The following is a 22,079-nucleotide window of genomic DNA, read 5'->3' on the forward strand; positions in this document are numbered from 1 at the left end:
AATTATATGTATTAAAAAACACCTTTGGATAATGGTCAAGTATTGAACTTGATACCTTCCAAAGGTGTTTTTCCATCTATAAGAAAACAATCAAAAGCGTTGCGAATTAAAAACTACTTCAACCACCCGCTTCGATGACGCCCCGCTCTCTAAGTAACAGAATTTCTCATAAAACGGTGCAAATGATTCTGGTAGTGTAAAGTCTGGCTGTTCTGTTTCTCTCACCCAGTCAATGACACTTGCTGTCTCTTTCACAAGTGGTCCAGGTGCTTCTTGTTCAAAGTCGAAGTAGAAGCCTCTGAGCTTGTCACGATATGTTTCAATGTCTGGCACATAGAACAGCATCGGACGTTTGAGGTTTGCATAATCAAAGAACACAGATGAGTAATCTGTGATGAGCAGATCTGAAATCATATAAAGGTCTCTAATGTCTTCGTAATGAGAGAAGTCATAGGCAAAGCCTTCATAAGGCCCTAAATCAAAGTTTTCAGCAACTAGATAGTGCATACGCAGAATGATAATATACTCATCTCCGATAGCAGCTCTCATCTCATGCAGGTCAAGGTCTAAATCAAATTTGTACTGCCCTTTTTTATAAAATTGATCGTCTCTCCATGTCGGTGCATATAAGATCAATTTTTTATCGAGCGGCAGGTTCATTTTTTGTTTCAGTGCTCTCATCGTTTCTTCATTGTTTTGATTGTGAAGAAAGTCATTTCTCGGATATCCTGACTCAATCATGGTCTTTTGGAATTGGAACGCACGTGTAAAGATTTCAGTCGAGTAGGCATTTGGAGAAATGAGATAATCCCAATTCGATGCTTCTTTTGTGAAATTCTTTTTGTATTTCTTCGTGTTTGTTCCAGGCATATGCACCTCGTCCATGTCCATTGCCAGCCGTTTTAACGGCGTACCATGCCAAGTCTGCAAGTATGTTGTGTGATCTGGCTTTGGAACCCATAGCGGCAAACGGCTGTTTACGACCCAATACTCAGCTCTTGCCATCGCAAAGATCCATTTCAATGACAGACGATTGATATAGTAGATGCCTTTTTCCTTAAACGGTGCTTCATGACCCTTTTTAACGCTCCAGATCAGCGTATATTCAGGGTGATGTTCTTTCATATACTCATAAATCCCACGCGGGTTACAACTAAATTGTTTTCCATTAAAGCTTTCAAAAACAACCGTTTTCTTTTTCACAGACAGCTTACTCGCCAGTTTAAAGGTCGTTTTAAACGTTCTTGTCACAAGGCGGTTACGGACTTTTTTGATTTTACTGATCTTCTTTTTGAATTTCTTCCACTTGCTTTTGACGTAATACTTGGCACGTGTTTTCATTGTGTAATCATTAATACGGATGCCAAGCGTTTGTCTTTTTTTCTTTCGGTACACTTCATATCGAATCGGTACATCGTTTCGTTTATGAATTTGAACAAGTCCTTTGAGTTTGTTCGAGCGGTCTCCAAGCACTAAAGAAGTGGTTGTTAATGTTTCCTCTGCTCCGTTTACATCACAGATAAATTCAAGATAGAAGCGATATACAAAGCGTTTGTTTAATGAATAGGTCAATTCCTCTAAAGGGACTTCTGCTAAAAATTGATAAAGCTGTGGTACATGTTGATCATCACGGTATTCGATCACTTCGTCTTTTATATGGGTGATATTGACCGGAAAACGATGTTCAATTGGTTCTTCACCATTTTTCTTCAATAGAAGCTTTGCTTCTTTGATCTCATACGGATGTTCTGCACTTAGTACACCTGCATACCCGGATAAAGATAACATACACCCTTTGTTGAGCTCGATATGATTGAATTTCACAACCTTTAGCTCACGCTTGATTTTCAAAGAAGCATTCCCTTTGTCTGTACGGTATGGAATGATACACAGCATGGCGTCTTTATTTTCTAAAAAAGTCAGCTCAGGCTTTTCTATTTCCATTTTTAAGCGGCGTTTATAGTTTGACGTTTTCTCTTCAGATTCAATATCTGTATTGATATCCGCTTCTTTTACTTCTTCTTCCTCTTCTTCGGAATCAGAATCATAAGCTGAGTCCTCAAGCTCGTCCTCATCCTCTTCTTTGTTTGTGCTCAAATAATCCGTGACATACAAGTTATATGTCTGGCCTTGCTCTAACGCAAGCGGCAGCGATGCTTCATTCAATACCAATTTGAATAGATTCTCTTCTTGATGAACAAGCGGAAGGAAAAGTTCCTGTTTCGAAACTCTCTCCCTCATAAACAAATAAAATTCTCTATCTGTTAATGGCATGTCATCGTTGATGCGAATCAGCATTTCTAGTTTCTCATGGTGATTTTTTAACCCTTCAACGACACTCTTCTTATGAATTCCCTCTTCAATCATTAATCGTTAATCTCCTCTGTTCAGAAATCTTACCGTTGTGTTATATCACTATTTCACACTATTTTACTTTCCATGAATAGTTTCCTTGTTTCGTTTGATATGACCATCCATCGATCGAAGATGGTTTATTCGTAAGCAGCTCACCTTCTATTTCTAGACGCTGCAAAACCTCTTGAAGTTCTTCTGTTTTAAAACGAATGTAAAAATCCACAAATTTCGTTTGGTTGATTTCAATGTTTTTCTTTGTTTGAAAATGGCCGATTGGGAAGCTGACTTGATGGTTCTCATCGATTGTTTGAGAGATGATTTCAGCTCCATTCACTCGATCATATCCTGCGAAATCAATTTGCACATGATCCGCATGACTCATTTCATCTTTTAACTCGAGTTGAAGGTGAAGAACATGATGCTCAGAGCTTAGATCACGCAAGACCCATTTCATGCTGTCAACGATCCCTCTCAGTTCATCTTTATGCTCACGATTTTCGAGCATATGATGAATCGCCGTATTCCAAACAGTCTCTTCGTCAGAAGGAACAAGATAAAAATAGGCTTGTTCTCCCAATAGTTTTTCGACATCTTCTTTATGTTTAGTATCCCCAAAAAAGACAGCGTCCACTTGCTGTTTTCTTATTTGTTTAAATAATTCTCCATATTGAGAATTGACTTGATGCAGATCTTCTTCATAATGTGCGTGATGCACAAATGCAGCGTAATAAGTTGTTTCAGGCTGCTCAATTTTAAACAGGTGGCGGTCTTGATCACGGTCCTCTGTGATCATCAGTTTCAAACGGTCATTTTGTGATTGAATGCTGGATAGCCATAATTGTTTAATATCCGTCTTCTTTGTAAATGTTTGAATTCCTGTTTTTTTATACCAATTAATATGCCGAACTGGATTCTTTTTTACATCTCCATGGTAGATGAACTCCATATAAATACTGCCATCGTCATTGATCAATTCCTCTAAGTATAGTGCACCTGTATGGGGAACAAAGCTTTGTACTCTGCATAAAACGCCCTGCCAATTATATTCTTCCCTTTTCACCAATTGCTGCTCTTCATTATATTGTTCAATATAACAAATGGGAGAAGAAGATCGTTCATATCTCGTCACCTGAATCGTGGATTCATCTGCCGGAATCACTGCTTCATTGATCGAATGCGATGATTCACCGACAATAAATTCCGAGTAACGTCTCTTACTACCACTTTCCGGTAGAATATAGTGTTCATACACATTCAAGATGTCAATCTCAGAAGAAAAGATCTCTTCCATGCGGTGAATACGTTCCTTCACATTTGCATCATAATTTAAAGTTAAAATTGCAGTACGTTTATGTTGATCAGCCAAAGGCTTAATTTTTGTCTTTAAAGATTTTGTTAAGCTCTCATCCTGTTTTGGCACATCACCCATAATAAAGTAATAGTCCATATCAGGCACGTCCATTGATGCCATTGTTTCATGTTGTTCAGATTGATCCAATGTGTCTTCAACTTTTTTCTTCATCCAATTTTGAAACAAAGGAAGCTCTCCTTCATAATATTGATTGCTTACTCATTGTATTTTACATGAAAAAGTACTTCTTACCAAAAGATAAGAAGTACTTTTTTGATCTATTAAAGTCCAGCAATTTCTTCTTTAATTTGTGTTGTCGAGATACCTTCTGTTCTTTTCAAGTATACGACTTCGCAATGTTCTTTTAAAAAATCGAATTTGCCTTCCCAGTCATCTCCCATAACAAACACATCGATATCATGCTCTTGCACATCATGGACTTTTTGATCCCAGCTGTTTTCTGGAATGACTTCGTCAACATAACGAATGGTTTCAAGAATCAGCTTTCTATGTTCGTAACTGTGATAAGCTTTTTTAGATTTTTGTAAGTTAAACTCGTCTGTAGAGATGGCCACCACTAAGTAATCTCCGAGCTGCTTTGCACGTTCTAGCAGCTTAATGTGCCCCCAGTGTAATAAATCAAATGTACCGTAAGTAATAACTTTCTTCATTGCAAACATAAACTCCTTTCTTTCATCCTTATTCGTCTGCTTCAAGCAGTAATGTTATCCGTAATCTTATTATCATCGATCATTTTTCGCTCTTCGGAATTTCATTATATCACAACGCCTATGAAAGGTTAAGAAAATGTAAAGACAAACTATTTCCAATTTATTGGGCGCAGGAGGAAAAGTCCGAAGAATCAATGTTTCACAAAGGATCGTCGAGATGAAATGATGAAAATGTCATGAAATTTAAAGGTTTGTAAAGTTATTGTTAATATTTCGTGGAGCATCTGTGATAAAATGATGAGTAGGCGAAGAATGAATTTACAATGAACGTTCATAGATAACAAGTTAAAAAGGAGGTCTAAACAATGCAAACAGAAGTGGTCTCTAACCTTTCTTATGTAAACGGCGACTTAGATGAATTTATCAGCTATATGAACCAGCATCATATTTCTCAGAGAAGAGGCGCCATGATTGCGACTGTCAATCCAGAGATAGGCTATGCCGTCATGAAGGATCATGCGTACCATCAAGTCGTCTCATCTGCGGATTATGTACTGCCGGATGGCGTAGGCGTCGTATTGATGTCCCGCATGACCCAAAGTCCGCTTAAGTCAAGAATTGCCGGCTTTGATGTCTTCATGTCTATGCTTGACCTAGCAAACAAGCAGTCTAAAAGAATCTTTTTATATGGTGCGAAAAAAGAAGTGCTTGAGGCTGTGAAACAGCGAATTGATACGGAATATCCAAATGTGGTCCTCGCCGGAAGCTGTGACGGCTATCAAGCCGATAAACGTTTCGTAGCGAAGCAAATCGCGCGCTCGAAACCTGATATGGTGTTCGTTGCATTAGGTTATCCAAACCAAGAGAACTTTATTTACGAATACCGCCATTTATTCCCGCAGGCTGTTTGCATCGGTTTAGGCGGAAGCTTTGATGTATTTAGCGGAACGGTGAAGCGTGCACCACGCTGGATGATTAAAACAAATACAGAATGGCTGTACAGATTGATTGTGAATCCATGGAGATGGAAACGAATGCTCAATATTCCTAAGTACGCTTTTGCCGTATTGAAAGAAAGCAAAGGAAAAAAACGTTACTATCCTGAGCAGGTAAAGGATCAGACGAAGCAGCTGTGAGAGACTGATAAATGATGAATATACGCTCAATGATGATTTCATGTTACGCAGCTTTTATTTCTTTCATTGGATGGCTGATGAGCGGCGTGAAACCTCGTGAAAACCAGGTGACGCTGCTTGTTTCATTCCAAGAGAATGCGGCTGCTCTCATTCATACTTATCAACAACAGGCGAACATGACAATGAAGCTCACTATCCTCTATACGAAGCATGCTTCTGCGATAGAAAAGGACGGGCCTCATCTGTCATTTCGCTATTTTCATGAAAAAAATCCTCTCCATCTCATTCAATGTATATATACGATGTTTAAAAGCAAGGTTGTCGTGACGGATAATTACTTTCTCATGACGAGTGTGCTAAGAAAACGGCCTTCTACAACTTGTATTCAAGTTTGGCATGCCAATGGGGCTTTGAAAAAGTTCGGACTTGAAGATGCTTCAAATTCTGACCGGAGTCCACGTGATATCAAACGCTTCAAACGCGTTTATGCGTCTTTCGATTACATCGTGACAGGCTCAGATCACATGCGTGAGATTTTCAAGACCTCGTTTGGGGTCAAAGATGAACGCTTTTTACCAACTGGTGTACCACTGACGGATGTGTACTATGAACAGCACCAGCCTTCCTTGAAGCTGAATGATGTTCCAAAAGGGAAAAAGATCCTGCTCTATGCACCGACCTATCGAGACTTTGCAATGGACGGTCTTGTGCTGCCTTTTTCAAAAGAGCAGCTGCAAACTGAGCTGAATGGCGATTACATTCTGCTCATCAAGCTTCATCCTGCGGTCAAACATTTAGCGAAAGCAGAAACAGACGGTGAATGGATATTTGATGTGTCCGATCAGCCGCTCTATCCATTGCTTTGTGCTTGTGATGTCCTGGTGACAGATTATTCGTCCATTGTGTTTGAGTATGCACTGCTCGAAAAGCCTGTCTTGTTCTTCACTTATGACTTAGACACTTATCGGGAGAAACGCGGCTTAGTCGACCGGTATGAAGACATCATTCCTGGTAAGGCTTGCGTCACTCAAGACATGCTCTTGCAGGAGCTTTTGCACCTAAACGCATTAAACAATAAAGAACGAATCAAAACCTTTGCTGAGGAATGGAACCAATATTCAAAGGGACAATCAAGTCAGCAGCTCCTCTCATTCATTGAACAGCAGCTGCTCCTACACAAAAAACGTCCGGCTTCTCATTAGAAAGCACGGACGTTTTTTTATTTGTTATACACCGGGATATCGTAATACAGCGTATAGTCATCAAGCAGGTTATACAAACTATACATGCGAGTGACTTGCTTAGAAGCCCAGCCAATATCTGTTGCATATTGATGAGTCGCTGCAGCCGACCAGCGCATTTTATAAATTGTATCTTGCTTGTATGTGGCATTATTGATATAGCTGTTGCCAATGAATTTTGCTCCGCCAATAATGGCAGCCTCTGGCGTGAACCATTGCTGTTCATACGCATACTTTGCACCAAGATAATTCGGATTGCTGTCATATGCGCCAATGCCATACATGTTATAAACTTTCTTTCCATTATACATTGTACCATTCGCTAAAATGGAACTTCCGTTACCCGTTTCAAGCAACGCATGAGAAATAAGATAAATTTCGTTGATATGATACGTTTTTGCTGCTGTAATAAAGGCCTGTCCTTTACCCGCAAGAATCCCTCTTCCTGCTAAAATCTTTGAATTGACCTCTGCTGGATTGAGATTCGCAGCTTCAGAGAGTTTCAGAAATTGAAAATAAGATTGCGTGCCTTCTGCAATATTAGCTGGATCTACATATTTTTGCACCTCTGCTGCACTTGCATTTCTCCAGCCGAGGTTGATCCTGATCCAGTTCCCTTCTTTCCCAAGCTGTTTTACTTTTGCTCCTTTATTGAGCTGTGCCACAATGTTGCTTGCAGAGCTCGAATCAGGTGTAGAACGGACATTTAAGCCATCCGTATTCACTGTCGATGTTGCTTCGTCTACATATGCTGCATAGACATAGGCCGCACCATCTGTCTGTGGCGACACCTTCATTTGTTTGTTGACCATCTCATTGACAGTAAGGTTGTAGTTCGTTTGCATAACCATTGGGCCATTTTTAATTTTTACGGCTGTGGCGGTCCAGCCATATTGGCTTTTCACAAAAGCAATGGCTTCATTTACAGTTGGTAATCCTGTAAATTGCTGCGTAATGTTGATTTTGTAAGTTGGTTTCGTTGTGGTTGTATACGCAGCGGTTTCATTCCGTTTTTTGAAAAATGCCAAGCCTTGGTCACGCAGTGCAGCGGTTGAGATGGCACCTGTTTTGATCTGATATTGAGCATAATCGGCTGCGCCTGTTTTTTGAGCAGCGGCCTTCATTTTTTGTTTCGTCAAATAGCTGAGTGCTTGATTCAGTTTTGTCTGATTCACTGTCGGCTCTGTCGTGATACGGTATTGCTTGACCGCTTCTGTCAGCGTTTTTGTACTGCTGGCAACGCCATTTTTCTTGATGATCTCTTGAGCCTGTTTCACTTTACTTTGTTCAAATACAGGCGTTGTTTTGAGACTATACGTTTTGCTGACAGCCTGTCCCTTACTTGTGGTTATGCTGCTTGTCAGCTTCTGCGTTTTTAAGTAGGCGGCCCCTTTATTCACTTTCGCTTGGTCCACTGCTTGATTGACGACGAGTCGATACGTGCTGTCTGATACCTTGCCAGTTTTTTTCGTTGTCGCAGATACTTTTTTCTTTTGGAAGAAAGCCGCTGCTTTTTTGACTTGGTCATCTCCTAAAAGGTTTCCCGTCACGACTTGATATGGCTGTGTAGAAGAAATCTTTTTGGACGTGTAGCGCCATTTCTTTTTCTTGAAAAAGGCCACTGTTTTTGTGTAAGCTGTATCGTTCAGTTGATTGAGCTTCACGATATAATTTTTTGTTTTTCCCACGCGCTGCACAGTACCTGCAGCACCGGTTTGTTTCTTAATCTGAGCTGCAGCTGAAGCTGCTTGTTTGTTGTCTTTAAAATAGCCTGATTCCAAGCTGTAGACATTTTTTAAAGCACCTGTCTTTTGAATCTTCCCGCTGATCTTTGCTTCCTTTTGCAGTTGAGTAAGAAGCGTCTGTGCTTTCGACTGGTTCGCTTGTGCAGCGGATGTGACGATGTAATACGGCTTACCTGCTGTCACCGTTTGAAGCACTGCTGTTAAGCCGGATGCCTTTTGAAAGCCTTGCAGAATGGTATTCGCCTTACTTTGTCCAACAATACCGCTTGAAATCAGCTGATACACAGTGCCAGCTTTCGTTTCGGTTTGGTATGTACTGGTGACGCCTGCCTGCTTTTGCAGCTCGGTTTGAATATTTTTCACTTTCGTTTCAGAATCAATGGCTCCTGATATGACCTGATAAGAAGGTTTGCTTTGATTGATGACTTCATAGGAGCTATTGAGCCCTGATGTTTTCGTTAGTTCGAGTGAAAGCTTTTTCGCCTGACTTTCATCATTAACTGGATCAGATACGACCTTTTGTAAAGGAAGGCGGTCACCTACTGGAGACACCGTACCGCTCATGCCCACTTCTTTTTTTAATGCAGCTGCACTTGCATTCGCTGCTGCTTGCGAATCATATCCTGAAGCAGTGAGCTGATAGGTCGACTTATTTCCTGAGGTTTGATAAGTGGCTGTCCACTTTTTGTCTTTCTTCAGTGTTTCCACTGCTTTTTTCACTTCTGCTTCTGTTGTAAATACCTTTGAGGTGTTCATCGTATAAATGGATTGATCGACATAGGAGGCTGCTTGCGCTTCTTTACCCGTGTGTAATGTCATACCAAAGGCAGCTGCGAGTAACATAATCTTGATGGTTTTTTTCACGTTCCCTGTCCCTCTCTTAACTTTGCATAATAGTCTACTAATCTCTTTATCGACAAAAACAAGTACTCTTTCAAGTCATTTATGCAATAGAAAAATAGAGGACCCCCTCGAAGTCCTCTTTTCCTTATATATGCGACACAATCAGTTCACAAGATCCTTCAATTGAGAAGCTTCCTGTTTCAGCCGGCAGAATAAAATGAGCGCCCTTTGGCAGTGGATATGTGTGTCCGTCATGCTCTAAAGACCCTTCTCCATGAATCACACTGCATAGCAAAAACGGATAATCCTGCGAAAGCTCTACTTTTTGATCAATTTCCCATTTATACACAGAGAAATATTCTGCTTCGACAAATGTACGAATGGTCACTCCCCGGCGTGTTTCAACTGATTCATCTGCATACCCGTCTACATGAGGAACCGTTGTGACATCAATCGCTTGCGCAAAATGAAGTTCACGTTCATTGCCATCCTGATCTTTTCGTTCATAATCATATACGCGATAAGTTGTATCTGAGCTTTGCTGCGTTTCAAGGACAAGCGTTCCTTCGCAAAGCGCATGAATGGTACCGCTTGGCACATAATAAAAATCACCAGGCTTAATCTTCACCCGCCGCAAAAGACCTTCCCAATCTCCACTATTCATCATGGTGACAAGCTCAGTTCTTGTTCTTGCATTGTGCCCATAGATCATTTCTGCTCCTTCTTTGCAGTCAATGATATACCAGCACTCTGTTTTTCCAAGCTCGCCATTTTCATGTCTTTCCGCATAATCATCATCTGGATGTACTTGCACGGACAAGTCTTGGTTTGCATCTAAAATTTTGGTTAACAGCGGGAAGCGGTCGCCTTCTATCCCCCCGAACAATTCTCTATGATTGTCCCAGAGTTCGATCAGCGTTTTCCCTTTATATGGACCGTCTTGCACGACACTTGGCCCGTTTGGATGAGCAGAAATTGCCCAGCATTCTCCCGTTTGATCAGAAGGAATATCATAGCCAAATTGATCCCTTAAGGCTGTACCTCCCCATATTCTCTCCTTCAATTCAGGCAGTAAAAAAATTGGTGACTGCTTCATTCAGGATGACTCCTCCCTTTGCTACCCTTTGATAATCCTTACCTAGCTTGATGAAAACTAGTAAGTCTCAACTTTTATTATGACGCTATCTAAAGAGAAGTCAATCCTTTCAGTACACCGAATGAAAACGATAACACAAAAAATATTTTACCCTTTGACAGAGCCTGCGAGAAGCCCTTTGACAAAGTATTTTCCAAGAAGAATATAGACGAGCAGGGTCGGCAGCGCAGCCAATATCGCCCCTGCCATTTGGACGTTCCATTGCACAATTTGACTGCCTGATAGATTTTGCAAGGCAACCATCACCGGCTGATGCTCCGCAGTGGTCATCGTGACTGCAAATAAGAATTCATTCCACACATTTGTGAACTGCCAAATGGCCACCACAACAAATCCTGTGATCGAAAGCGGCAGAATCATATGTCTGAAAATCCCGATAAACCCTGCGCCATCCATTTTCGCCGATTCAATCATTTCATCTGGGATGCTCACATAGAAATTTCGGAACATGAGTGTTGTGATCGGAAGCCCGTATACGACATGGACAAGCACAAGCCCTGGAATTGAATTATACAATCCGACTTCACGCAAAAATTGAATGAGCGGGATCAGAATACTTTGATATGGAATAAACATCCCAAACAGCATCAGCGTAAAGACGACTTCTGATCCTTTGAAACGCCATTTTGATAATACATAGCCATTCATTGCACCTAATACAGCTGATAATAAAGTAGCAGGAATGACAAGATAAAGAGAATTCATTAAATTGGGCGCCAGCTTTTCAAACGCGATTTGATAGCTTGAAAAATCAAAAGTAGATGGCAGCGACCACATTCGCTCAAGGGTGACTTCACCTAATGGCTTCAAGCTTGTGACGAGCATGACATAAACAGGCATCAGAAAAAAGAGACTGCACAAAATCAATAAAGCATAAAGAACTGGACGGACAAACCATCTGGCTGTCATGATGAAGCCCCCTTCCGGCTCGACAGGAGATATGGCACGATAAAGACCGCAACAGAGATCAGCATGACAACCGCAATGGCAGCACCGCCTGCATAATGGTTTCCTCTAAAGGTCATTTCAAACATATACACGCCCGGAACATCCGTGACAAAGTTCGCACCCGGCCCTGTCATCGAGTAAATCAAATCGAAGATCTTTAAAGAAATGTGAGCCATGATGATGACAACACTTGCAGTAATCGGTTTTAAAAGAGGGAAAATGATTTTCCAGTAAATCTGCCACTCCGTTGCACCATCCATTCTAGCAGCCTCTCTTACTTCCTCTGGAATTCCTCGCAGACCCGCCAAATACATCGCCAGAGAGAAGCCTGTCATTTGCCAAACAGCTGCAATCACAACAGCAATCATGGCCGCAGGTACACCAAACTCAATTTTCCCCCAGACAAATCCGGCCAATATATTCGTATCCGTATACCACTTAGGCTGGATACCAAGCGTTTTCAAAAATAAATTTACCCCAGTTGACGGGTTTAAAATCCATTGCCATACGACTCCTGTGACAACGAAGGAAAGGGCCATCGGAAAGAAGAATAAATTCCGAAAAAGAGATTCCCCCTTGATCTTCTGATCTAGTAAAATCGCAAGTGCAAGACCAGAGATAATGACAGCCCCAATAAAAAATAAAGTGAAAAAGACCGTGTTTCGAAGATCTGATTGAAAGCGGAAATCTTGAAACAGCATGACATAATTGCGAAGACCTGCGAAAGAGAAATCAGGAACAAGCGTGGTCCAGTTTGATAATGACACATATCCTGTCCAGCCGATAAAACCGTAAACAAAGATGAATAATAAAACCGCTGACGGGGCTAAAAAAAGCAGCGCCAGCAGCTGGTCTCCATTCCATTTTTTCCGCATACGTTTAACTTTGGGCACAGGTGTTTTTGTCATCGGCGATGTGTCTATGCGCATGAAACTACACTCCTTTTTAAAAAAGAGGCGGTGCCTAGCCGCCGCCTCCTTCGTCTTTATTTCATTGCATCTTTTAAAGATGAAACAAACTGACTGCTGTCTTTTTGTGTCACGAAGATATTGACGGCTTGATTCGCTTTTGTCACAAACCCTTCTTCAGCAGCTGAGCCATGGGCAAGAGACGGCGCTAGTTTTGACTCTTTAAATGCCTTCATCGCCGATTTTCCGTATTCATCATATTTTGATACATCTGCATCCACACGTGCTGGAATCGATCCTTTTAGCGGATTAAACGCATCCTGTCCTTCCACAGATCCTAAAACGGATAAGAATTTCTTCACGTTTTCTGGCTGTTTCACACCCTTTGGCAGTCCAAATGTATCGGTGATCACCATAAAGCTTCCTTCCGTTCCAGGAGTCGCCACGTATCCAAAGTCTTGATTCACCTTCAAATCAAGATCATTCACAAAGTACCCCTTCGCCCAGTCGCCCATGACATTCATTGCCGCTTCTCCTTTTGCCACGAGCTGTGAGGCATCCTGCCAGTTACGTGAACTGTGATCGTCATTGACGTATTCGATCATACGTCCAAAGATGTCTGCCGCTTCCTTCACTTTTGCGTCATCCATTTTCATCTCGCCAGCCCAAAGTTTTTGATAACCATCTGCCCCTAATACACCCAGCAAAACACTTTCAAACAAATGAGTCGCTGCCCAAGGCTCCTTATCTCCAAGTGCAAGTGGTGTGATCCCTTTTTTCTTTAACGCATCTGCTGTTTTGAAAAATTCATCAAATGTCGTTGGCGGCTCTAAGCCTGCATCATCAAATACCTTCTTGTTATACCAAAGCACATTGCCCCTGTGAATGTTCACCGGTACGGAATAGATTTTCCCATCTTTGCTGACAAGATCAATCAGTGATTTTGGAAATTTGTCTTTCCAGCCTTCTTTTTCATATAAATCATCCAGAGGCTCCATTTTGCCTGCCGCGACCCAGCTCTCATTCAGCTCCGCCCCGCCATGCACTTGAAACGTAGCAGGCGGATCATTTCCCTGCATCCGGCTAGTCAGGACAGCCTTTGCATTTGTACCAGCACCACCTGCGACGGCTGCATTTTCAATTGGAATGTCTTTATTCTCCTCTTCAAACAATTGAATGAGTGCCTTCAGCCCGTCTTCCTCACCCGCTCCTGTCCACCAAGAGAAAATTTCGAGCTTCTCCGCTCCGCCTTCTTTTTTTGCCTCTGAGTTCGTCGATGAGCTGCAGGCAGTGACGATAAGCATACAGAGTGCCAGCAGTGTAAAGCCTAATTTGAACTTCATAATTGATCCCCCTATCCCTATTTTGTAAGCGTTATCAAAATAAGTATAATGGCAGATCCTTGCTTATTTTCAGGCAAACTTCTTCACTTTTTTATGAAATTCTTCATTTTTTTACGGCCTGTTTTCGATATTCCTTCGGTGAACAGCCGACCATCTTCTTAAACACACGGCTGACGTAATTAGGATCTGTATATCCTGCCTGAAAGGTAATTTCTTTTAAGCTAAGCGTACTGTCTTTGAGGAGCTTTTTGATTTTATCCAGCCGGCAGGCTGTCACATACTCTTTAAATGTCAGACCCGTCTCGTCTTTAAATCGTTTTGTGAAATAGGTTGGACTTAAATCAACATAAGCGGCCGTTTGCTCAAGTGTGATTTGTTCACAATAATGCGTTTTGATGTAACGTTTTGCCCGCTCGATGTCATTGATGGTCTGTGTTCTCGCTTCATACACGTCAAATAGGTGTTCACAGCACTGGCGGCATTCAGCAGCGGTGCTGATTGTCAATATCGATAGGTCTGTACGGAGGCGTGATTTGAAGAGAATCAGCAGTTCTTTTACCTGCGAAATCGCCGCCCCCTCTAATTCAAAGGCATCAAATAAAGCCAGCGCATCCTCTCTTCTCCCTTCCTCGAGCGCCTGCATCATGCTGTCTGCAAGCTCCGGCAGATGAATCAATGGGCGGGGCTTCACTTCTGTTTGGTAAAAGCCATAACGAACAACGCCGCCACTCTTTTTTCGCTGATAATAGGAAAGCTTCGCCTCTGCTGCACTTTTCTGAAGATGAAGCGGGTTTGAGACTGGATGCCCTATGCCAACGACAGGTGAAGGCTGACCGTTTGTCATGGCAGCTCGAATGGCTTGCAGCACCTCTGCCTTTAGCTGACCTGGTCCCTGCTGACTATAAATGAGACATGTAAACAGTTCTCCCCCCATCTGAATCGGCACCGTATGAAATCGTGCAGATTTCTGTAAATCGATCAACAGCTGATCTCCTTCTGTCCGTTGCACAGCAATGATAAGACCTGCTTCATATTCGGAAAATAGTTGTTGAAACTCCATTTCGGTATAAGATTGACCGTTCATGACATGCGCTTCAAGCCACTTTGACTGCTGATCGGCCGCTGCCTCCTGCCGTAGAGACGCCTCCTGCTGAATCTCTGCTGCTACAAATCGAATGGCTGCGATGGTTTCATCCTTGTCAGCTGGTTTGACGAGGTATTGTTTCACCCCTTCCTGCATCGCTTGCTTGGCGTAATCGAATGTATCGTAGGCTGTCAGCATAATGAATTTTGTATGAGGACTGCTTGCTTTGATCTGTTTGATCGCTGTCAGTCCATCCATGCCAGGCATCTGAATATCCATGAGCACAAGATGAATGGGCTCAGACCGCACGAATTCAACCGCCTTCTTTCCATTTTCCGCTTCTCCTGCTATATGACACTCTGGAAGCCATTCGGTTAAGAACTTCCGCATCGCTAGCCGTTCTATTTTTTCATCATCGACAATCAGCACGTTCAGCATGCCGGTCCCTCCTTTATCGGAATAGCCAATTGTATGGTGGTGCCTTCGTTTGGCTTTGAATCAATTTGAAGGGCATCTTGCACCCCGTAAAACAAGCGCAGTCTTGACATTACATTTCGAAGACCGATTCCTGTCGAGTGGCCTTTACTCAGTATGTTCGGATCTTCCTCTTCTTTTTCTGACAGCAATCTTCTTTTCTCCTGTTCATTGATGCCCATTCCATTGTCCTGAATCTGAATCATCACATAGCCGCCTTCTTGATAGATCGAGAGCTCAACAAGTCCCTCTTCCTCCTTTGGTTCAACGCCATGAATGAAGGCATTTTCGACAAGCGGCTGTAAGGTAAGACTTGGGATATGCACAGATAAACATGATTCATCGATGGAGGTTTTGCACGTAATACGATCGGCAAATCTCGTTTCTTGTATATGAAAATATTCTTTCACCACTTTCACTTCTTGTTCCAATGTAACGGATGTACTTAGAGCAGACAGCGAATACCGCATCAGCGTGGAAACGGATTGAATCAACCTCGATGTGGCTTCTGCTGATTCTAAGTAAGCCATCCGTGAAACGATGTTTAATGTGTTAAATAAAAAATGCGGGTTCATTTGGTTTTGCAGCGTTTTTAGCTTCATGTCTTTGATTTTTTGATCTAATGCTGCCTTTTGTTTGATCTCTTCAATCATCATTTTCATCTCTTGCCGCATTCGCTGAAAGGCTTCATTTAAAACAGAGATTTCATCCTTTGTGGTAACATGCAAATTCGCTCCATCAAAATTTCCTTCTGATACTTCTTTTACACTTCGGGACAGATGAACGATGGGTCTTGAGATCCCGCCAGCAATCATATACGCCATCCATAAGGCGACCCCGATTGATAACGTAAACAGGCATAAGGTAAAGAGCGCATAGGTTTGATGCCTTTTTTGAAGAGATTGATAGAGTATCTGATACTCAGATAATTCATCATCAAGCAGGGTCATCGTCTGCTCTTGTATATAGGAGGAGACGGTTCTCACTTCCTTCACACTTGCAGCATATTCTTCGATTTTCCCTGCTTTCACATGTGTCATGGTCGCATCACTTTCATTGATGAGCGTCCGCATCATATATTGATATTTTTCAATAGAAGGAATTGCCGCATGAAGACCGGCATCCTTTCGCAGCGCTTGATCGTATGATTTCATTTTCTGTTTTGACGTAAGATATTCTTTGGCAAACTTCCGATCCTTTTCAATGGCATAGGCATTGACCTTTTCATACATCGTTTTCGCCTCTGTTGATATATCATTGAGCAAGAGAAAAGAACGGAAGCTCCGGCTATATTCTGATGTGATTTTTGAACTGCTCCAGTAGACAAAAAAAGCGGCTACGTTGCCAAGAAGCACAAGGATTAAAAATGCTAATAACAGCTTACTTCGAATCTTTCTCATGGCTGCATCCCCTGCTTTCTGTCTGTTTGCTGAAGAGGCAGATCCCCGCGCCGGATCACACTCGTTCCCGTGTACTGGAGCGGTTCTTCTTTTTCACCTTTCTGCAAACGAACAAGCGATTCAACCGCTTGATAGCCCATTTCATAAGGATGCTGCACGACGACGGCATCAATTGTCCCATCATCAAGCGCCTGAATCGTATCAGGCAATGTGTCAAATGCAAGCACATAAAAATCAGTGGATGATCGATACTGTGCAATTGCTTGGATGATGCCTGCACCATCTAATGCACTTGTGCCATAAAATGAGGTGAGCTTTGCATGATCGTTTAATAGTTTATAAGCGGCACCTGAGGCACCTGACTTCGTAATGGCTGATTCTTCTATTCCAGCAATATGAATGCGTTTTTCAGCAGAGACGGCATCTCGAAAGCCCTTGACGCGCAGCTTTTGATGAATGGCATCCAGCCTGCCTGTGACAATTCCTACATACTGTTCACCTTTTGTATCTGCGATGAGTGCCTGTCCTGCGATAAAACCTGAATAATAATTGTCCGTCCCTACATACACTTGACGCTTGCTCCCCTCTGCATCCGTATCGACGGTGACGACATCAATGCCTTTTTCCCTCGCCTTCTGAAAAAGCGGTTTGTATTTCTTAGCATCAAGTCCCTGCGTCATAATGCCATCAACATGCCCAGCGATCGCCATATCAATGGTTTTCAGATGATCGTCTACATCCGCCTGTTTTGGGCCCAAATATTCTAGATATACGTGATGAACGTCTGCCGCATCCGCAGCTCCCTTTTGTACAAGCTGCCAATATTCGTTATCAAGTTCCTCCGGTACAAGAACAAAATGGTATTGATACGTTGACGCCGTTTCATCGGAAGCGCTTTCAATTTTAAATAAATCTTGACCTAATAACGTTAAGAAGATGACAGATACCACACAAAATGTGAGAAATGCGCTCATTCCGATCCACTTAGATAATTTCACCGTGTCCTCCTCCTTCCCACTATTTCCGCATAAAAAAAAGAGCTGCTTATAAGCATACTCTCTCGACCTCTATAATTCCTTTGTCATAAATAAACTGTTTGGATCTTCTTGATATGTACCAAAAGGCGGACAATACTGAAATCCAGCGCTCTCATATAGTTTTCTTGCTGGTTCAAAGAAAGCCATTGCCCCTGTCTCTAAGCTGACACGTGTATACCCGCGCCGTTTTGCCTCTTGGAGAAGATGATTCAGCATATACCTCGCTACACCTTTTCGCATATGGAGGGCTGCGGTTCTCATCGATTTGATTTCCCCATGTTCACTTGACAGTTCCTTTAACGCTCCGCAGCCAAGAAGCTCCTCTCCATCCCGCACACTCCACACGGTGACATCCTGTTTTTTTAAATCAGTTAATGGAAGGGCATGAATGCTTTCTGGCGGCGAATGCTCCTTCATCTCTTCTATATGTGCGGTGATCAGCTGGTCAATTCGTCCATCTGTAAGTTCATCTTGTAGAATATACATTTTCAATCACTCCTTCACGAACATTGTACGTGAAGAGTTGAAATTTCATCTGCTGTTATGTCAGATAAACGAACAAACAACCGGCATCAACGAGCCAGTTGTTTGTTCGTTTGACAAGTATTTATGAAGAAAGAACTGCTTGTAATTCCTCTGCTGTACTGCTTTCAAGCTGACTTCCGACACCGACAGCCACCGCGCCTGCTTTGAGCCACTTTGGAACATCAGCTGGATGAATGCCGCCCGTAGGAATAAATTCAATCTCTGGAAATGGACCTTGCAGGTTTTTCATATAGGATAAACCGAAGGAGCCGCTTGGAAATAGCTTGAGCAAGCAGTAGCCATCTGCTTTCGCCTGCATGATTTCACTTGGGGTGAGGACACCTGGTACATAGAGTGTGTCGTAAAATGAGAGATGTTCACCAATCATAGGAAGATATCCTGGACTAACGATAAACTGTGAGCCTGCCTCAATGGCTGATTGTGCCTGCTCCAGCGTCGTAATTGTTCCCGCTCCTACAATGATGTCCTGCTCCTCTTGGAAGGATGCGATGATGCGTTCAGCATTTGGCGTGGTATACGTCACTTCAATGGCACGGACTCCTTTTTTCTTTAAACGCTCAATCATTTCAATACCTTCTGCTTCACTATCCGCTCTCACAACTGCGATCAATTTACAAGACGCTAGCTGCTTTTTAACGCTCAAACTTGCTGACTTTCCCATATCTCTCATCCCCTTTCATGTACTCCCGCCTTTGATATCGCTTGGCTTCTTTCATAAAAGCCTGAAGCTCCTCCCGGGTAGGCAGTCCATCCTTATCGCCCGGTGACATCACTGCAAGTGCCCCAACCGCATTGCCTCTTGTCACAGATTTTTCATCTGATAAGCCGTCAAGCAAGCCGCTGATGACCCCCACTGCAAATCCATCACCAGCTCCAACTGTGTCTACGACATCCTGCACATAAAAGCCATTCACAATTCCCTGACCGGCTGCACTTTTATAAAAGGCGCCTTCTGCCCCTAGCTTAATGACCACTAGCTTGACACCTTTTTGCAAATAAACATCTGCAATCTCTTCTGGCTCTTGATAACCCGTGAGCCTTTGCCCTTCTGCAAGCCCTGGAAAAAACCAATCCACTTGCGAAGCGATATGATTCACCGTATGAATCATATCTTCCTCCTCTTCCCACAGCTGAAGCCGAAGATTTGGATCAAATGAAATGGTTTTGCCCGCTTCTTTCATTTCTTGAAGGACACGAAAAGAAAACGCTCTCATTCCACTGGATAGGGCAGGTGGAATACCAGTCATATGAAGATGGCCTGCCTGTTTGAAATAGGCGGCGGGAAAGTCGCTTGGACTCATTGTGCTCGCAGCAGAGCCTTTTCGATAATACGTGACGTCAGGATCTCCATCCATCACTTTTGATTTAAGTAAGATTCCCGTTTGAGACCCATCATTTGAACGGAGTACTGCACTTGTATCGACTCCCTCTTTTTGAAGCTCTTCTAAAATAAATGTGCCAAGTGAATCTGCTCCAACTTTGCTCATCCATCCCACATGAAAGCCCAGCCTCGCCAAGCCGACAGCCACGTTACTCTCTGCACCAGCAAGCGCCTTTTGGAATGTATGCACTTGATGAAGCTCTCCGGCTTCCTCTGCATAAAACATCGCCATTGATTCCCCAAATGTGACCGCATCCAATGCTTTCACTCATTTCTCCCCTTCCTCGGTACCGGTTTCAAATCAGTTGAAAAAGAGAGAGCATGCACGTATGTATACTCTTCTCTGCCTATCGTTTATAAAGATTTCCTCACAATGATTTCTCCATCAAGCTGAATGGTTTGGGGCGCACTTTCATCCCCTTCTAGCCGTGTCTTGATTTTTTGCATGGCTGCTTTCCCCATTTCATGAGATGGCTGGGCAACCGTTGTGATTCCAGGTCCAATCAGCTTATACCATTCTGTATCATCAAACCCTGCAATGCCTATCTCTTTAGGAATCTTCACCCCAAGCTCTACAAGTTCACTAATCAGCTTCAGCATGAGTAATCCATTACCGGCTAAAATCGCTTTTTTCTGTTCGTTTGATTGTAAAAAACGGACAATCTCTTCGCGCATTTGTTCCTTTTGCTTTAAATCAATCTCTGCAATGATCGGCTTCTTCTGTTTACTCAAAGCTGTCTGTTCATATGCTTCCTTTCGTTCTTCACGAGGGCTGATTCCATCGACAGGCTCAGTAAAGAAAGCGATATGATCATAGCCTTTCTCATACATTTGTTGAAGCAGCCGGATGGTGATATCACGGTTATTCGTGGTCACTGTGTCGACTTTCAGTTCAGGCAGCTTCCGGTCCACAAGAACAATCGGCACACCATTTTTCTGAAAATCCTCCAGAATGTCATTGTTCTGTCCTGTCGTATTGATGATGAGCCCTTCAATATAATGTGCATTCAGCTTTAGGAGCATTTCCCGTTCTTTTTCTGGACGATTATCTGTGTTGCACACCATAATGCTGTATCCATATTCATCACAAATCTCTTCGACCCCGCGAAGTGTTGCCACAGAGAATGGATTCGTAATGTCGGCTACAATAAACCCAATGACCTTGCTTTTTCTGACTTTCAATCCTTGAGCAAGCTGACTCGGACGATAATGGAGTTCCTCAATGGCTTTCTTGATTTTTTTTACCTTTTCTGAAGAAATTTCATTTGTTCTGCCATTGATATATCTGGATACAGTTGATTTTGAGACCCCTGCATAAGCTGCAACTTCATTAATGGTGACTTTCGTTTGCTTTTTCTCTTTCATTCAAAAAAACTCCCACAATTGATCTTCTCATTTGGTTCGAAACCGATTTCAAATAAACTTAAAAAAAGCATATCATAATTGAATGCATTTCAGAAGATTTTTTTGCATGATGATGGCAAAAATTTGTCTAACCAGAGAAAAAGAAAGCGATTTCAAATTAACGGTTGACGGCGCTCTCTTTTTCCTCTAGAATTTTCCTTGAAACCGATACCAAATAAATATCAATATTTGTTTCAGATGGAAAGGGAGGCTTATCCAAATGGAAAATCGTTATGCTGTACATCCTGAGCAGGTCAAACGTTTTACAACAGAGGAACTTCGTCGTCATTTTCATATTCCTACGCTGTTTGTCAGTGGTGAATTAAAGCTCTATTACTCGCATGAGGACCGCGTGGTGATTGGCGGAGCCATGCCGGCAGCAGAGCCGATCACACTAGATGCCGGAGACTTTTTACGGACGGAGTATTTTCTTGAAAGACGAGAAATCGGGATTGTAAATGTCGGCGGACAAGGAACGGTCACTGTTGATGGTGAGGCCTTTGTGCTGGAGCATAAAGATTTCTTATATATTGGTCTTGGTCACGAAGATGTACAGTTCGCTAGTTCATCAGGCGAGCAGGCCAAGTTCTATTTAGTATCAGCCACGGCTCACAGGGCGTATCCTACGCAAAAAGCAGCCATCGCTGAATTAACACCAAACCACTTAGGGGAAGCAGCTGCTTCCAACGTTCGAAACCTGTATCAAGTCATCCATGCAGACGGCATCCAAAGCTGTCAGCTCATGATGGGCATCACTCAGCTTGAAACCAATAACACATGGAACACGATGCCCGCTCACATTCATGATCGCCGGATGGAAGTGTACTTATATCTTGATATCGAAGAGGATGCACGGGTCTTTCATTTTATGGGGGAGCCATCTGAAACAAGACATCTTGTTGTGGGAAATGAGGAAGCAGTCATTTCACCTGCCTGGTCCATTCATTCAGGCTCAGGTACAGCGAATTACTCATTTATTTGGGCAATGGCGGGAGAAAACTATACATTCAAAGATATGGACTTTGTTCCAATGGATCAGCTGAGGTAACGAAAGTG

Annotated in this window: 18 protein-coding genes; 3 read left to right on the top strand and 15 right to left on the bottom strand. The window is 42.6% G+C overall.

The window, feature by feature from the left end; translation table 11 throughout:
* Positions 1-90: 90 nt before the first annotated feature.
* From NSS65_RS17090 to tagD, 3 genes are all read right to left on the bottom strand, one after another.
* Positions 91-2,367 carry a CDP-glycerol glycerophosphotransferase family protein gene (locus tag NSS65_RS17090; protein ID WP_065214839.1) on the bottom strand — a complete coding sequence of 759 codons (2,277 nt, stop codon included), beginning with the start codon at positions 2,365-2,367 and terminating at the stop codon, positions 91-93.
* Between the two features lie 58 nt (positions 2,368-2,425).
* Complete coding sequence (locus NSS65_RS17095) at positions 2,426-3,892, bottom strand: alpha-glucosyltransferase N-terminal domain-containing protein (protein ID WP_034281135.1); 1,467 nt, start codon at positions 3,890-3,892, stop codon at positions 2,426-2,428.
* Positions 3,893-3,987: 95 nt separating this feature from the next.
* Complete coding sequence (gene tagD, locus NSS65_RS17100) at positions 3,988-4,377, bottom strand: glycerol-3-phosphate cytidylyltransferase (protein ID WP_034281137.1); 390 nt, start codon at positions 4,375-4,377, stop codon at positions 3,988-3,990.
* A 365-nt stretch (positions 4,378-4,742) separates the two neighbouring features.
* On the opposite strand from tagD, the gene NSS65_RS17105 reads away from it, so the two are divergent.
* Both NSS65_RS17105 and NSS65_RS17110 read left to right on the top strand, forming a co-directional pair.
* Complete coding sequence (locus NSS65_RS17105; RefSeq protein ID WP_024426277.1) at positions 4,743-5,513, top strand: WecB/TagA/CpsF family glycosyltransferase; 771 nt, start codon at positions 4,743-4,745, stop codon at positions 5,511-5,513.
* An 11-nt stretch (positions 5,514-5,524) separates the two neighbouring features.
* Positions 5,525-6,715, top strand: coding sequence for a CDP-glycerol glycerophosphotransferase family protein (locus NSS65_RS17110; protein WP_080701167.1), 1,191 nt, complete (start codon positions 5,525-5,527; stop codon positions 6,713-6,715).
* 17 nt (positions 6,716-6,732) lie between these two features.
* Here the strand turns inward: NSS65_RS17110 and NSS65_RS17115 are convergent, their stop codons facing one another.
* The 12 genes from NSS65_RS17115 to NSS65_RS17170 all read right to left on the bottom strand — a co-directional run bounded on the left by NSS65_RS17115 (position 6,733) and on the right by NSS65_RS17170 (position 20,984).
* Positions 6,733-9,363: an N-acetylglucosaminidase gene (locus tag NSS65_RS17115; protein WP_326135254.1), complete on the bottom strand. Its 2,631-nt coding sequence runs from the start codon at positions 9,361-9,363 to the stop codon at positions 6,733-6,735.
* A gap of 124 nt (positions 9,364-9,487) precedes the next feature.
* The gene (gene manA, locus NSS65_RS17120; RefSeq protein WP_024426280.1) at positions 9,488-10,438 is read right to left on the bottom strand and encodes a mannose-6-phosphate isomerase, class I; all 951 of its coding nucleotides are present in this window, start codon (positions 10,436-10,438) and stop codon (positions 9,488-9,490) included.
* A gap of 147 nt (positions 10,439-10,585) precedes the next feature.
* Complete coding sequence (locus NSS65_RS17125; RefSeq protein ID WP_065214843.1) at positions 10,586-11,407, bottom strand: carbohydrate ABC transporter permease; 822 nt, start codon at positions 11,405-11,407, stop codon at positions 10,586-10,588.
* Complete coding sequence (locus NSS65_RS17130; protein WP_034281144.1) at positions 11,404-12,375, bottom strand: sugar ABC transporter permease; 972 nt, start codon at positions 12,373-12,375, stop codon at positions 11,404-11,406. Before NSS65_RS17130 ends, NSS65_RS17125 begins: the two co-directional genes overlap by 4 nt.
* A 56-nt stretch (positions 12,376-12,431) precedes the next feature.
* Positions 12,432-13,697: an ABC transporter substrate-binding protein gene (locus NSS65_RS17135; RefSeq protein ID WP_326135253.1), complete on the bottom strand. Its 1,266-nt coding sequence runs from the start codon at positions 13,695-13,697 to the stop codon at positions 12,432-12,434.
* A gap of 103 nt (positions 13,698-13,800) precedes the next feature.
* Positions 13,801-15,219, bottom strand: coding sequence for a response regulator (locus NSS65_RS17140; protein ID WP_326135252.1), 1,419 nt, complete (start codon positions 15,217-15,219; stop codon positions 13,801-13,803).
* Complete coding sequence (locus NSS65_RS17145) at positions 15,213-16,655, bottom strand: sensor histidine kinase (RefSeq protein ID WP_268412554.1); 1,443 nt, start codon at positions 16,653-16,655, stop codon at positions 15,213-15,215. The genes NSS65_RS17140 and NSS65_RS17145 overlap by 7 nt, the downstream gene beginning before the upstream one ends.
* Positions 16,652-17,653: a sugar-binding protein gene (locus tag NSS65_RS17150; RefSeq protein ID WP_034281148.1), complete on the bottom strand. Its 1,002-nt coding sequence runs from the start codon at positions 17,651-17,653 to the stop codon at positions 16,652-16,654. Before NSS65_RS17150 ends, NSS65_RS17145 begins: the two co-directional genes overlap by 4 nt.
* A gap of 69 nt (positions 17,654-17,722) precedes the next feature.
* Positions 17,723-18,178 carry a GNAT family N-acetyltransferase gene (locus tag NSS65_RS17155; protein WP_024423655.1) on the bottom strand — a complete coding sequence of 152 codons (456 nt, stop codon included), beginning with the start codon at positions 18,176-18,178 and terminating at the stop codon, positions 17,723-17,725.
* Between the two features lie 121 nt (positions 18,179-18,299).
* Positions 18,300-18,899, bottom strand: coding sequence for a bifunctional 4-hydroxy-2-oxoglutarate aldolase/2-dehydro-3-deoxy-phosphogluconate aldolase (locus NSS65_RS17160; protein WP_041115555.1), 600 nt, complete (start codon positions 18,897-18,899; stop codon positions 18,300-18,302).
* A complete protein-coding gene (locus tag NSS65_RS17165) occupies positions 18,871-19,887 on the bottom strand; it encodes a sugar kinase (protein WP_211043573.1) in 1,017 nt (338 codons plus the stop codon). The genes NSS65_RS17160 and NSS65_RS17165 overlap by 29 nt, the downstream gene beginning before the upstream one ends.
* Positions 19,888-19,973: 86 nt before the next feature.
* Positions 19,974-20,984, bottom strand: a complete 1,011-nt coding sequence (locus tag NSS65_RS17170) for a LacI family DNA-binding transcriptional regulator (protein WP_041115553.1) — start codon at positions 20,982-20,984, stop codon at positions 19,974-19,976.
* Between the two features lie 259 nt (positions 20,985-21,243).
* Here NSS65_RS17170 and kduI point away from each other — a divergent pair, with 259 nt between their 5' ends.
* Positions 21,244-22,071 (top strand): 5-dehydro-4-deoxy-D-glucuronate isomerase, encoded by an 828-nt coding sequence (gene kduI, locus NSS65_RS17175; protein ID WP_046313033.1) that lies wholly within the window; start codon positions 21,244-21,246, stop codon positions 22,069-22,071.
* The last annotated feature ends 8 nt before the right edge of the window (positions 22,072-22,079 follow it).

The organism is Bacillus sp. FSL K6-1006 (assembly GCF_038593175.1).
GTDB classification, from domain to species: Bacteria; Bacillota; Bacilli; order Bacillales; family Bacillaceae; genus Bacillus; species Bacillus safensis.

What these genes read in the sequence shown, in the direction of transcription:
- manA (WP_024426280.1), bottom strand. Translation starts at nt 10,438, where the DNA reads ATGAAGCAGTCACCAATTTTTTTACTGCCTGAATTGAAGGAGAGAATA.
- NSS65_RS17105 (WP_024426277.1), top strand. Translation starts at nt 4,743, where the DNA reads ATGCAAACAGAAGTGGTCTCTAACCTTTCTTATGTAAACGGCGACTTA.
- NSS65_RS17135 (WP_326135253.1), bottom strand. Translation starts at nt 13,697, where the DNA reads ATGAAGTTCAAATTAGGCTTTACACTGCTGGCACTCTGTATGCTTATC.
- NSS65_RS17090 (WP_065214839.1), bottom strand. Translation starts at nt 2,367, where the DNA reads ATGATTGAAGAGGGAATTCATAAGAAGAGTGTCGTTGAAGGGTTAAAA.
- NSS65_RS17110 (WP_080701167.1), top strand. Translation starts at nt 5,525, where the DNA reads ATGATGAATATACGCTCAATGATGATTTCATGTTACGCAGCTTTTATT.
- NSS65_RS17130 (WP_034281144.1), bottom strand. Translation starts at nt 12,375, where the DNA reads ATGCGCATAGACACATCGCCGATGACAAAAACACCTGTGCCCAAAGTT.
- tagD (WP_034281137.1), bottom strand. Translation starts at nt 4,377, where the DNA reads ATGAAGAAAGTTATTACTTACGGTACATTTGATTTATTACACTGGGGG.
- NSS65_RS17170 (WP_041115553.1), bottom strand. Translation starts at nt 20,984, where the DNA reads ATGAAAGAGAAAAAGCAAACGAAAGTCACCATTAATGAAGTTGCAGCT.
- kduI (WP_046313033.1), top strand. Translation starts at nt 21,244, where the DNA reads ATGGAAAATCGTTATGCTGTACATCCTGAGCAGGTCAAACGTTTTACA.
- NSS65_RS17145 (WP_268412554.1), bottom strand. Translation starts at nt 16,655, where the DNA reads ATGAGAAAGATTCGAAGTAAGCTGTTATTAGCATTTTTAATCCTTGTG.
- NSS65_RS17140 (WP_326135252.1), bottom strand. Translation starts at nt 15,219, where the DNA reads ATGCTGAACGTGCTGATTGTCGATGATGAAAAAATAGAACGGCTAGCG.
- NSS65_RS17160 (WP_041115555.1), bottom strand. Translation starts at nt 18,899, where the DNA reads ATGGGAAAGTCAGCAAGTTTGAGCGTTAAAAAGCAGCTAGCGTCTTGT.
- NSS65_RS17155 (WP_024423655.1), bottom strand. Translation starts at nt 18,178, where the DNA reads ATGTATATTCTACAAGATGAACTTACAGATGGACGAATTGACCAGCTG.
- NSS65_RS17125 (WP_065214843.1), bottom strand. Translation starts at nt 11,407, where the DNA reads ATGACAGCCAGATGGTTTGTCCGTCCAGTTCTTTATGCTTTATTGATT.